This is a genomic window from Pseudomonas sp. 13B_3.2_Bac1 (assembly GCF_025466205.1).
In the GTDB taxonomy this organism is placed as follows: Bacteria; Pseudomonadota; Gammaproteobacteria; order Pseudomonadales; family Pseudomonadaceae; genus Aquipseudomonas; species Aquipseudomonas fluorescens_H.
In genome coordinates this window covers 1-10,923 of the sequence record NZ_JANLOG010000049.1, presented here as the reverse complement: position 1 = coordinate 10,923, position 10,923 = coordinate 1, and the positions used below count along the sequence as shown (strand labels likewise).

Below are 10,923 nucleotides of genomic sequence, written 5' to 3'. Positions count from 1 at the left end.
ACAGGTTTTGCGTGTTGCCTCAACGAGCTTAAGCGTTACCCGCCAGCTTCATCCGCGCCGCCTGAGTGAAATCCAGCATGCGTTTCAACGGGCGGATCGCCTGCGGAATCAACGCCGGATCGACAAAGATCTCGTTCGTCCCTTCCTTCAGGCTCTTGAGCGTGCGCTCAAGGGTGTTCATGGCCATCCACGGGCAATGTGCGCAACTGCGGCACGCTGCGCCGTTACCGGCGGTTGGCGCCTCGATGAAGACCTTGTCCGGGCACAACTGCTGCATCTTGTAGAAGATGCCACGGTCGGTGGCAACGATCAGGGTCTTGTTCGGCAGGCTTTGCGCGGCAGCGATCAACTGACTGGTGGAACCTACGGCGTCGGCCAGTTCGATCACCGAGGTCGGCGACTCGGGGTGCACCAAAATCGCGGCGTCCGGGTACAGCGCTTTCATGTCTTCGAGTTGCTTGGACTTGAATTCCTCGTGGACGATGCAGGCACCATCCCACAGCAGCATGTCGGCGCCGGTCTTGCGCTGAATGTAAGTGCCCAGGTGCTTGTCCGGGCCCCAGATGATGGTCTCGCCGTTGTCCATCAGGCTTTCGACGATCTCCAGCGCACAGCTCGACGTCACTACCCAGTCAGCCCGTGCTTTGACGGCGGCCGAGGTGTTGGCGTACACCACCACCGTGCGCTCTGGATGCTGATCGCAGAACGCCGAGAACTCGTCCACCGGGCACCCCAGGTCCAGCGAGCAGGTCGCGTCCAGGGTCGGCATCAGCACGCGTTTTTCCGGGTTGAGGATCTTTGCGGTCTCGCCCATGAACTTTACGCCGGCGACCACCACGGTCTTGGCCGGATGGGCATTGCCGAAGCGGGCCATCTCCAGGGAGTCGGACACACAGCCACCGGTTTCTTCGGCCAGGGCCTGAATCACCGGATCGCAATAGAAGTGGGCAACCAGCACCGCGTCCTGAGCCTTGAGCTCAGCGGCGATGGCGGAACGGTAGTAGGCCTCTTCCTCGGCACTCAGCGGTTTGGGCTGTTTGGCATCGAGGTGGGCTTGAACCAGAAGGCGTTCGGAAATCTGCGTCATGTTCGCAAGACCTGCAGGCGCTTTCGCGCGAAAGTCGAGTATACACCCGGCTCCGGACCGCTTGAGGGTACCGCCGGGAGAGTGAGTTTTTATCAGGCACGGACAGCGTTGAAGCTGCGCAAGGCTACAGAATATCCCGTTGATACAAAAGATGATTCTGACCTGTGTCAGCGCAGGCGATGATGAAAGGAGCGGTGCCCGAATCGCAGGCAAAAAAAAACCCGGAAATCCTCACTTTCGTGGGCCTTCCGGATTTTCTAAACCGCCAAATATGGTGGGTCGTGTGGGATTCGAACCTACGACCAATTGGTTAAAAGCCAACTGCTCTACCAACTGAGCTAACGACCCGCTGTGTGGTGGCGCGTATAATACTGATTTTTAAGGACTATTCAACACCTTTTTGAAAAAAATCAAAAATAAGGTGTTGGATCGCTTACACCGGCCGCTGCGAAGCCTTCTGCACGCAGGCGGCAGCTGTCGCATTTGCCGCACGCACGGCCTTCATCGTCCGCCTGATAGCAGGAAACGGTCAGGCCATAATCCACACCGAGCTTCACGCCAGCCTGAACGATCTGCGCCTTGCTCAGATTCTGCAGCGGCGCCTGAATGCGGAAGCCGTTGCCTTCCACGCCGGCCTTGGTCGCCAGGTTGGCCATGCGCTCGAACGACTCGATGAACTCGGGACGGCAATCCGGGTAACCGGAATAGTCCACCGCGTTGACGCCGATAAAGATGTCACGCGCACCGAGCACTTCAGCCCAGCCCAACGCCAGCGACAGGAACACGGTGTTGCGCGCCGGCACGTAGGTCACCGGAATGCCCTCGCCCAGTTCTTCCGGAATGTCGATGCTGGTGTCGGTCAGCGCCGAGCCGCCCATGCCGTTCAGATTCAGACCGATCACTTTGTGCTCGACCACACCCAGATCGCGGGCAACACGTGCGGCGGCGTGCAATTCAGCGTGAGAGCGCTGACCGTAATCGAAGCTCATGGTGTAGCAGGCGTAGCCTTCAGCCCGGGCCATCGCCACGACCGTCGCCGAATCCAGACCACCCGACAGCAGGATTACCGCACGTTTTTCATTAGTGTTCAGTTGTTCAGTCATATCAGCGCCCCGGCTCGTCATTCCATAGATATTTATGCAGCTGCAATTGCAGCCGCACCGGCAGGTTGTCTGCCACCACCCAGTCCGCCAGATCCCTGGCATTGAGGTCATGATGACTTGGGGAAAACAGCACTTCTCCCGCACGTCGATCGAGACCGTACTGGATCAGCTTCGAGACCGCCCAGTCATAGTCGTCCCGCGAGCAGATGACAAACTTCACCTGATCGTTGGGCGTCAGCAGTTCGATATTTTCGTAGCGGTTGCGATGCGCCTCTTTAGAGTCCGGCGTCTTCAAGTCGACTACGCGACTGACGCGCGAATCTACCGCCGAGATGTCGAGCGCACCACTGGTTTCCAGTGACACTTCGTAACCGGCATCGCACAACTGTTTAAGCAAAGGGATGGCGTTCGGCTGTGCGAGCGGCTCACCGCCGGTCACACAGACATAGCGCGGACGATATCCGGCCACTTGCTCGAGGATGTCGTCGAGGGTGCGGATCGTACCGCCGCTGAACGCATAGGCACTGTCGCAGTATTGGCAACGCAATGGGCAACCGGTCAGGCGCACAAAAACCGTGGGCAGCCCGGCAGTCCGTGTTTCCCCCTGCAACGAGTAGAAAACTTCGGTAATTCTCAATGTGTCTTGCATAGTCGCCACGGGCGTAACAGCTAAACAGGCTGTCCGCCTCCGTCAGGCACTTCAAGCAACCCCGCCAACGCGTAGATCACCAGAAGCGTGTTTCAGAAAAAGGGCGTGAATTCTAACGAAAAAACCCGCGACAAGCGCGGGTTTCTTCCAAACGGGTCAAACACACTTACATGCGTTGCAGATCGCGTTGAGCCAGCTGAGCCGCAGAGGTACCCGGGTATTGGGAAACCACCTGCTGCAGAATGCCTTTGACCTTGTCGGTGTGACCGAGGCGGCGCTCTACGTCAGCCAGCTTGTACAGCGAATCCGGCACTTTGGCGTGCTTGGGATAGAGCTGCGACACCTTGGCAAAAGCCTGACCTGCACCTTGCAGATCGCCCTTGGCCAGGTTCACTTCACCCAACCAGTATTGGGCGTTGCCCGCGTACTGGCTGTTCGGGTATTTGCGCAGGAATGCCGAGAAAGCCTGGCTGGCCTTGTCGAAATCCTTGGCTTTGATCAGGTCGAAAGCGGCATCGTAATACAGCTTTTCCTTGGCCGGATCACCCGGTTCGCTACTTGCAGCAGGTGCCTGGGCGGCAGCAGCCCCGGCGCCAGCGGCAGCACCGGCAGCAGCACTTGCATCGCCACCGGCAGAAGAATTCTCAGGAGTCGCGGCAGGTGCAGCACCGGATCCTATGCGCCGATCAAGATCCTGGTATCGCTCCAGGGATTCCTGCTTCATGCGCGCAACCTGATTCTGCAGTTCTTCGATCACGCCTTGCTGGCGCGATATCTGATCCTGCATCTGTTGCAGTTGGTTGAACAGCATGCCCTGTGCCGAGGCAGGGGCCGAAGCCGCTCCCCCGGCATAGGCGCCGTTCGTACCGTAACCCGCAGGCGGATAACTGCTCCCGCTATTGTTATAACCGGAGTTGTCATCGACCACAGGAACAGCCCACGCCGCAAGCGGCGCGAGGCTGAGAGCCAGAATAGTTACAGCACGACGGCACGTTCGCATATCGAATTACTTACGCAGTTCGACGCGACGGTTTTGAGCCCAGGACTGCTCGTCGTGGCCAGTAGCAACTGGACGCTCTTTACCGTAGGAAACCAGTTCCAGTTGAGCTGGGGAAACACCTTGCAGTACCAGGTAGCGCTGAACGGCTTTCGCACGACGCTCGCCCAGTGCCATGTTGTACTCACGAGTACCACGTTCGTCGGTGTTGCCTTCCAGAACAACGCGAGCGCCGTTTGCTTTCAGGTCTTTGGCGTGAACGTCCAGAGCGCGCATGGCTTCTGGCTTCAGGTCCGAGCTGTCGTATTCGAAGTAGAAGGTGGTGATTGCGCGCAGAGCAGCTTCTTCGCTCAGGGAGCCGTCAACAGCACCAGTGTTTGCGCCGTAACCAGCGTTTGGATCAACAGCGCCTTCACCGGCGTTGTCGCCGCCTTTGGAAGAGCAACCTACAGCTACAGCCATGGCCAGAGCCAGCGCAGCAAACTTACCAAACTTCAGCATTTCCATCGTGAAACTCCTAATGAACCCCAATGTGTTAAGTAAAACGTGTAGCGCCGCGTCAGTTCAGGAAAGGGGACCAGGAAGGTTCTCTGACTTCGCCTTGTGCGGTAGGAAGCGGGAGCCTCACGCGTCCATTGATAGACACGAGCATCAAGACTCCCCGGCCCTGCTGGGCGGTGGCGTAGATTACCATGGTGCCGTTGGGCGCAACAGTAGCTGACTCATCAAGGTTGGTGTCTGTGAGGATTTTTACGCTACCGCGCTGCAAATCCTGAGCCGCAACCCGGAAATTGGTGAAGCCGTCCTGACGGTGAATCATGACCAGGGTCTTTTCATCAGCCGACAATTTAGGTGCGGCGTTGTAGTTACCGATAAAGGTCACACGTTCCGCACCACCGCCACCGACGCTGGTTTTGTAGATTTGCGGCTTGCCGCCACGGTCGGAGGTGAAGTAGATGGTCGAGCCATCCTTGCCCCAAAACGGTTCGGTGTTGATACCAGGACCAGCGGTGACGCGAGTGATCTGGCGCGAACCAAGGTTCATCACGTAGATATCCGGGTTACCGTCCTTGGACAGAACGAACGCCAGACGAGTGCCATCCGGCGACCAGGCTGGCGCGCCATTCAGGCCTTCGAAGTTGGTGATCTGCTCACGGCGACCGGTGTCGATGTTCTGCATGAAGATCCGTGGACGCTTCTGCTCGAACGACACGTAGGCGATGCGCTTGCCATCCGGTGCGAAACGCGGCGACAGGATCGGCTCACGCGATTGCAGCAGGGTCACGGCACGTGCGCCGTCGTAGTCCGAACGCTGCAGGGTGTAGCGAGTGTTCTTCTCGGAGAAACGCTCGGCTGTCACGTACAGCAGACGGGTCGAAAACGCACCTTTGATACCGGTGAGTTTTTCGAACGACTGGTCCGAGATGAAGTGCGCCATGTCACGCAGTTGCTCGGTGGTACCGGACACACTGCCGTCAGCCACTTTCTGCTCGGTGGCCACATTGAACAGTGCCCACTGCACCTGCAGACGACCGCCCGCTGGAGCAATGCTGCCTACCATCATGTACTGAGCACCCACCGCCTTCCAGTCACGGAAGATGATTTCGCTCGGCTGGCTTGGCTGGCTGATCATGTTTTGCTTTGGAATCGGCGAGTAGTAGCCCGAGTTCCGCAAATCGTTACCAATGATTTCTGCCATGTCGTCCGGCAGCACGGCACCGCCCTGCATACCGAACGGTACGACGGCGATCGGAGTCGCCCGATCGCTGCCGCTGGTGACCAGAATGTTCTTTTCATCAGCCATCGCGATCCCTGCCATGCAGCAGATCACGACCAGCATTCCTCGAAGAAGGTTTCTCACAAGGCTAGATCCTCAGGTGTGAATGTCATCTTGAATGAACGATACGGAGCGAAATCGCTCGGCTTCATTCCCTGCATTTCCGTCAAACGTCCAATATTCTTGACCGCCGCGACTGCCGAAGCATCGAACGGACCGTCGCCACTGGACTTGGCCACGCTGACCGAAGTCACCGTACCGTCCGGCAACATGCCGATTTGCAGCACGACCGTCATGCCTTTGCGTGCCGAAGGAGGACGCGCCCAACCTTCCGCTGCCCGCGCACGAATCAGGTCATCGAAACTGCCCGCGACTTCGTCACCCTGCTCATCGGCCAAGGCCTGCTGACGCTGCGGCGTGTCGGAAAGCAAATCTGCGAGGGCCTGAGCCTTTTTCTCTTCGGCAGACTTACGTGCCGCTTCCTGCGATTTCTTCTTCGCAGCATCGGCAGCAGCTTTCTTCTTCGCTTCGTCGGCGACTTTCTTCTTCGCCTCTTCAGCTTCAGCTTTTTTCTTGGCGTCTTCGGCGGCTTTCTTCTTCGCGTCTTCGACGATCTTCTTCTTGGCTTCTTCAGCGGCCTCTTTCTTGGCCTCTTCTTTAGCCTCTTCTTCGGCTTTCTTCTTGGCTATATCAGCCAATTGTTTCTCTTCTGCCTTCTTGGCCTCGGCTTTCTTCGCATCGTCGGCTTTCTTGGCTTCATCAGCCTTTTTCGCCTCGTCCGCTTTCTTCGCCTGATCGGCCTTCTTGGCTTCCTCGGCCTTTTGAGCCGCTTCTTCTTTCTTTTGTTCCGCAGCCTTCACCGCTTCCTGCTCGACCTTTTTCTGCTCCATCTGCTCGACTTCGGTCTGGCGCGCGGCGGATTTCTTCGCCTCACCCGCAATCTTCTGATTGGTCTGGGTGGTTGCCTGACTTTTCGATTTCAGCTGGTACAGGGTCGCCTGGACAATCGGCTTGGCCGGCGGCAACTCTGGTGTGAAGGCGAAACTGACGAACAGCATGCCGAACACCAGCACGTGCAGGACAATCGCCAGAACACTAGGCCAGAAGTAGCTTTCCGAGGCGGACGGCTCTCGCTGTTGCTGCATCAGGGGGCCTCGGTAATCAAACCAACATTACCGACCCCGGCTTTCTGCAACCCGCCCATGGCCCCCATGACGGAGCCGTAGTCGACCGACTTGTCGCCACGGATAAAGACCTGGGTACGCTTGCCACCTTCGGTGCCGGCACGAATGATCTTGGTCACCGCGTCAGTCATCTGCGGCAGCGTCATTGCCCTGTCCTGCTGCTTTTCAGTGTCGACTTCGCTGCCAAGGTTCCAGTAGTAGGTCTTGTCAGCCTTGATCGAAATGGTCAGCACCTGAGTGTTGTTGTCCTGCGGCAAGGCTTCGCTGGAAACCTTGGGCAGATCCACTTTCACGCCCTGATTGAGCATCGGCGCGGTCACCATGAAGATAACCAGCAGCACCAGCATCACGTCGATGTATGGCACCACGTTCATCTCGGCGACCGGCTTGCGCTTGTTTCGGGCTCGAGCGATTAAAGCCATCGGGAAATACCTGCTTATTCTTCGCTGGTGTGCACTTTGCGGTGCAGGATCGCCTGGAACTCATCGGCGAAGGTGTAGTAGCGGCTCAGCAAGGTTTCGCTGCGGGCAGAGAAACGGTTGTAAGCGATAACGGCCGGGATCGCGGCGAACAGGCCGATCGCGGTGGCGATCAGGGCTTCGGCGATACCCGGGGCCACGGTGGCCAGGGTCGCTTGCTGGGCCTGCGCCAGACCACGGAAGGAGTTCATGATGCCCCACACGGTACCGAACAGACCGATGTACGGGCTGACCGAACCGACAGTGGCGAGGAACGGCAGGCTCTGCTCCAGCTTCTCTTCTTCACGGGAGATGGCGACGCGCATGGCACGCGCCACACCTTCCATCACCGCTTCAGGGTCAACACCTGGCTGCTGACGCAGACGGGAGAATTCCTTGAAGCCGGCACGGAAGATCTGCTCCACGCCCGAATCCGGATCCGGGTTGCTGCCGGCCTGACGGTACAGCTTGGACAGATCGATACCCGACCAGAAGCGCTCTTCGAAGCTCTCCAGGGCGCGTCGACCGGCGCGCAACAGATTGCTGCGCTGAAAGATCATGATCCATGAGGTCACCGATGCGGCCACCAGGGTCAACATTACCAACTGCACCACGATGCTGGCATTGCTGACCAGGCTCCACATGGAGGAATGGTCGACGACGTTAGCTTCCACGCTTTATCTCCTGCTTTGAGTGTGTACCCGTGCCGCCCGCGTCGGCAAAGGCCGCACGCAAGGATTCGGGCATGGCCCGGGGTTTCAAACTGTCGGTGCGCACACAGGCCACCAGAAACTGCCCTTCACAGAGCAGCGCATTATCCGTGGCCCGCCTGACCTGCTGTTTAAAGCGCAGGCTGGCACGGTTCAATTCGATTACATCAGCGCTTACCAGCAGTTCGTCGTCCAGTCGCGCCGGCGCGTGGTAGCGCGCTTCGCTGGAATGCACGACAAACAACAGGTCCTCCCCTGCCAGTTCCGACTGGGCAAAGCCCAGCGTCCGGAGCCGCTCGGTTCGAGCCCGTTCCATAAACTTGAGGTAATTAACGTAATACACGATGCCGCCGGCATCGGTGTCCTCGTAATAAACGCGACAACGATGTGCGAACGGCTCAAGCCCGTTTTGCGCGCGCATACTCTAGTGCTTACTCCTCGGGTTGCCAATCCGGCCAGGCAACTGTTTTTTCAGTGTTTAAGGCTTTACCGCAAAAGTACCGTCCTGTGACAGTACAAACGCTGAATAAATCGCCAATAAATGTGTATCAATCGTCCAAGGCATCGAGAAACTCGTCTGCCACGGGCATTTCGCCCATTCGTGACGGAATGTTTAAACCGAAATGCAGATACGCATGCCGTGTCACCACCCTGCCCCGTGGCGTACGCATGATGTAGCCCTGCTGGATCAGGTACGGCTCCAGCACGTCTTCAATGGTATGACGCTCTTCACTGATCGCCGCCGCGAGGCTGTCGATGCCCACCGGACCGCCATCGAACTTCTCGATCATGGTCAGCAGCAGGCGCCGGTCCTGATGGTCGAAACCGTGTTCATCGACGTCCAGCAGGTTCAAGGCCAGATCGGCCACCGACTTGGTGATATGGCCCTTGGCGCGCACTTCGGCAAAATCGCGCACCCGACGCAGCAGGCGGTTGGCGATTCGCGGCGTACCACGGGCACGACGAGCGATTTCGAAAGAACCCTCCGGATCCAGTGGCAGACCGAGAATCGCCGCAGACCGACTGACAATCGTCGCCAAATCCGCCGTGCTGTAGAACTCCAGACGCTGGACGATACCGAAGCGGTCACGCAACGGGTTGGTCAGCATGCCGGCACGAGTAGTGGCGCCCACCAGAGTGAACGGTGGCAGATCCAGCTTGATCGAGCGCGCCGCCGGTCCTTCGCCGATCATGATGTCGAGCTGGAAGTCTTCCATCGCCGGGTACAGCACTTCTTCAACGATGGGTGACAGACGATGGATTTCGTCGATGAACAACACGTCGTGCGGCTCAAGATTGGTCAGCAGTGCCGCCAGGTCGCCCGGACGCTCAAGTACCGGGCCGGACGTGCTCTTGATCGACACACCCATTTCCTGGGCGATGATGTTGGCCAGGGTGGTTTTACCCAGACCCGGCGGGCCGAAGATCAACGTGTGATCCAGCGATTCACTGCGACCACGCGCCGCCTGAATGAACAGCTCCATCTGCTCGCGGACAGTCGGCTGGCCAATATAGTCAGCCAGGCTGACCGGGCGAATGGCCCGGTCCTGGACTTCTTCGCGCTCACGCGGGCTGTGCGCGGCGGCGATCAGACGATCAGCTTCAATCACTTAAATCATTCCCTTCAGGGCGCGGCGGATCAGGTCTTCACTGCTCAAATTCTTGTCCTTGATGGCGGTAATCGCCTTGCTCGCTTCCTGCGGTTTGTAGCCCAGAGAAATGAGCGCGCTGACCGCATCGTTTTCAGCGGTATTGACCGGCGCCGGGCCGTCCGGCTGATTCGGCACAAGGGCGAACATGGCCGGTGAGGTTTCCCAGGCCTTGAAGCGATCCTTCAATTCGACCAGCAGACGCTCGGCGGTTTTCTTGCCAACACCCGGGACCTTGGTCAGCGCCGAAGTGTCCTGGGATTGCACGCAGCGGATCAGTTCATCGACTTCCAGGCTCGACATCAAGGCCAGGGCCAGTTTCGGTCCGACACCATTGAGACGGATCAACTCACGAAAAAAGTCTCGCTCACGCTTGCCGGCGAAACCATAGAGTAACTGCGCGTCTTCGCGTACGACCAAATGGGTGTGCAGCGTCAGCGGTTCACCGACCGACGGCAGACGATAAAGGGTGGTCATGGGCACTTCCAGCTCATACCCGAGGCCGTTTACATCCAGAATCAGGTGCGGCGGCTGTTTCTCAGCCAAGGTGCCGCGCAAGCGTCCAATCACGTTTCAGATCCTTGAGCGTTGGCCAGCCGTGGGCTGGCGACAGATGGAAGGCGGGAATCGGGCCGACGACCCAGGCGCGAAATCCGCATTCCGCAAAAATGATTGCTGATGCTATCAGAGACGCAGGCGCCCGCCACGACTGCGTGCGGTTCCCAGGCCATGCGGCAGCAGGCTGGAACGGGTGTGCGCGTGACAAATCGCGATGGCCAGGGCATCCGAGGCATCGATCTGCGGTTTGCTGGTCAGCTTGAGCATGTGCATGACCATCATCTGCACCTGTTCCTTATTGGCGGCGCCGGTGCCGACCACGGCTTGCTTGACCTGGGTTGCGGTGTACTCGGCAATCTCCAGGCTTTCCTCGGCACCGGCAACGATTGCCGCACCGCGAGCCTGGCCGAGCTTGAGGGCCGAATCGGCGTTTTTCGCCATGAACACTTTTTCGATGCCCATGGTCACCGGGCCATAGGTCTGAATGATTTCACGCACGCCGCGATAAACGATTTGCAGCCGCTCATGCAGCTCGCCGGCGCCGGTACGGATGCAGCCCGACGCCACGTAGATGCAGCCGCCGCGGCCGGTATCGCGAACAACCCCGTAACCGGTGATGCGCGAGCCGGGGTCGATACCCAGAATTAAAGTCATAACGCCTGCGGATTCGGTAGAAACACGAAAATCAAAACAGCGAATAACCAATGTGGGAGCGGGGGGGGGGGGGGGGGGGGGGGGGGGGGGGGGGGGG

The 10,923-nt window shown here is 58.7% G+C and carries 13 protein-coding genes and 1 tRNA gene; all 14 read right to left on the bottom strand.

Annotation, left to right across the window (positions count from 1 at the left end; all coding sequences use genetic code 11):
• Positions 1-28: 28 nt before the first annotated feature.
• Positions 29-1,087 carry a quinolinate synthase NadA gene (nadA, locus tag NTD85_RS08220; RefSeq protein WP_025112797.1) on the bottom strand — a complete coding sequence of 353 codons (1,059 nt, stop codon included), beginning with the start codon at positions 1,085-1,087 and terminating at the stop codon, positions 29-31.
• A 272-nt stretch (positions 1,088-1,359) separates the two neighbouring features.
• Positions 1,360-1,435 (bottom strand) — tRNA-Lys (locus tag NTD85_RS08215).
• A 62-nt stretch (positions 1,436-1,497) separates the two neighbouring features.
• Positions 1,498-2,190, bottom strand: coding sequence for a 7-cyano-7-deazaguanine synthase QueC (gene queC, locus NTD85_RS08210; protein ID WP_103522278.1), 693 nt, complete (start codon positions 2,188-2,190; stop codon positions 1,498-1,500).
• 1 nt (position 2,191) lies between these two features.
• Positions 2,192-2,839 (bottom strand): 7-carboxy-7-deazaguanine synthase QueE, encoded by a 648-nt coding sequence (queE, locus tag NTD85_RS08205; protein ID WP_003227504.1) that lies wholly within the window; start codon positions 2,837-2,839, stop codon positions 2,192-2,194.
• A 166-nt stretch (positions 2,840-3,005) separates the two neighbouring features.
• Positions 3,006-3,839, bottom strand: a complete 834-nt coding sequence (gene ybgF, locus NTD85_RS08200) for a tol-pal system protein YbgF (protein ID WP_003227506.1) — start codon at positions 3,837-3,839, stop codon at positions 3,006-3,008.
• A gap of 6 nt (positions 3,840-3,845) precedes the next feature.
• Entirely contained in the window at positions 3,846-4,343 is a 498-nt protein-coding gene (gene pal, locus NTD85_RS08195) for a peptidoglycan-associated lipoprotein Pal (protein ID WP_003227510.1), read from the bottom strand.
• Positions 4,344-4,395: 52 nt separating this feature from the next.
• Positions 4,396-5,676, bottom strand: coding sequence for a Tol-Pal system beta propeller repeat protein TolB (tolB, locus tag NTD85_RS08190; RefSeq protein ID WP_201137086.1), 1,281 nt, complete (start codon positions 5,674-5,676; stop codon positions 4,396-4,398).
• 17 nt (positions 5,677-5,693) lie between these two features.
• Positions 5,694-6,758 carry a cell envelope integrity protein TolA gene (gene tolA, locus NTD85_RS08185; RefSeq protein ID WP_098965272.1) on the bottom strand — a complete coding sequence of 355 codons (1,065 nt, stop codon included), beginning with the start codon at positions 6,756-6,758 and terminating at the stop codon, positions 5,694-5,696.
• Positions 6,758-7,210 (bottom strand): protein TolR, encoded by a 453-nt coding sequence (tolR, locus tag NTD85_RS08180; RefSeq protein WP_177434691.1) that lies wholly within the window; start codon positions 7,208-7,210, stop codon positions 6,758-6,760. Before tolR ends, tolA begins: the two co-directional genes overlap by 1 nt.
• A 23-nt stretch (positions 7,211-7,233) precedes the next feature.
• Complete coding sequence (gene tolQ, locus NTD85_RS08175; RefSeq protein ID WP_003227517.1) at positions 7,234-7,929, bottom strand: protein TolQ; 696 nt, start codon at positions 7,927-7,929, stop codon at positions 7,234-7,236.
• A complete protein-coding gene (ybgC, locus tag NTD85_RS08170) occupies positions 7,919-8,386 on the bottom strand; it encodes a tol-pal system-associated acyl-CoA thioesterase (protein ID WP_003227519.1) in 468 nt (155 codons plus the stop codon). Before ybgC ends, tolQ begins: the two co-directional genes overlap by 11 nt.
• A gap of 127 nt (positions 8,387-8,513) precedes the next feature.
• Positions 8,514-9,575, bottom strand: coding sequence for a Holliday junction branch migration DNA helicase RuvB (gene ruvB, locus NTD85_RS08165; RefSeq protein WP_003227521.1), 1,062 nt, complete (start codon positions 9,573-9,575; stop codon positions 8,514-8,516).
• Positions 9,576-10,184, bottom strand: coding sequence for a Holliday junction branch migration protein RuvA (gene ruvA, locus NTD85_RS08160; RefSeq protein ID WP_003227522.1), 609 nt, complete (start codon positions 10,182-10,184; stop codon positions 9,576-9,578).
• A 114-nt stretch (positions 10,185-10,298) separates the two neighbouring features.
• Positions 10,299-10,826 carry a crossover junction endodeoxyribonuclease RuvC gene (gene ruvC / locus NTD85_RS08155; protein WP_003227525.1) on the bottom strand — a complete coding sequence of 176 codons (528 nt, stop codon included), beginning with the start codon at positions 10,824-10,826 and terminating at the stop codon, positions 10,299-10,301.
• Positions 10,827-10,923: the final 97 nt, after the last annotated feature.

What these genes read in the sequence shown, in the direction of transcription:
- ybgC (WP_003227519.1), bottom strand. Translation starts at nt 8,386, where the DNA reads ATGCGCGCGCAAAACGGGCTTGAGCCGTTCGCACATCGTTGTCGCGTT.
- queE (WP_003227504.1), bottom strand. Translation starts at nt 2,839, where the DNA reads ATGCAAGACACATTGAGAATTACCGAAGTTTTCTACTCGTTGCAGGGG.
- queC (WP_103522278.1), bottom strand. Translation starts at nt 2,190, where the DNA reads ATGACTGAACAACTGAACACTAATGAAAAACGTGCGGTAATCCTGCTG.
- nadA (WP_025112797.1), bottom strand. Translation starts at nt 1,087, where the DNA reads ATGACGCAGATTTCCGAACGCCTTCTGGTTCAAGCCCACCTCGATGCC.
- ruvC (WP_003227525.1), bottom strand. Translation starts at nt 10,826, where the DNA reads ATGACTTTAATTCTGGGTATCGACCCCGGCTCGCGCATCACCGGTTAC.
- pal (WP_003227510.1), bottom strand. Translation starts at nt 4,343, where the DNA reads ATGGAAATGCTGAAGTTTGGTAAGTTTGCTGCGCTGGCTCTGGCCATG.
- ybgF (WP_003227506.1), bottom strand. Translation starts at nt 3,839, where the DNA reads ATGCGAACGTGCCGTCGTGCTGTAACTATTCTGGCTCTCAGCCTCGCG.
- tolB (WP_201137086.1), bottom strand. Translation starts at nt 5,676, where the DNA reads ATGCTGGTCGTGATCTGCTGCATGGCAGGGATCGCGATGGCTGATGAA.
- tolA (WP_098965272.1), bottom strand. Translation starts at nt 6,758, where the DNA reads ATGCAGCAACAGCGAGAGCCGTCCGCCTCGGAAAGCTACTTCTGGCCT.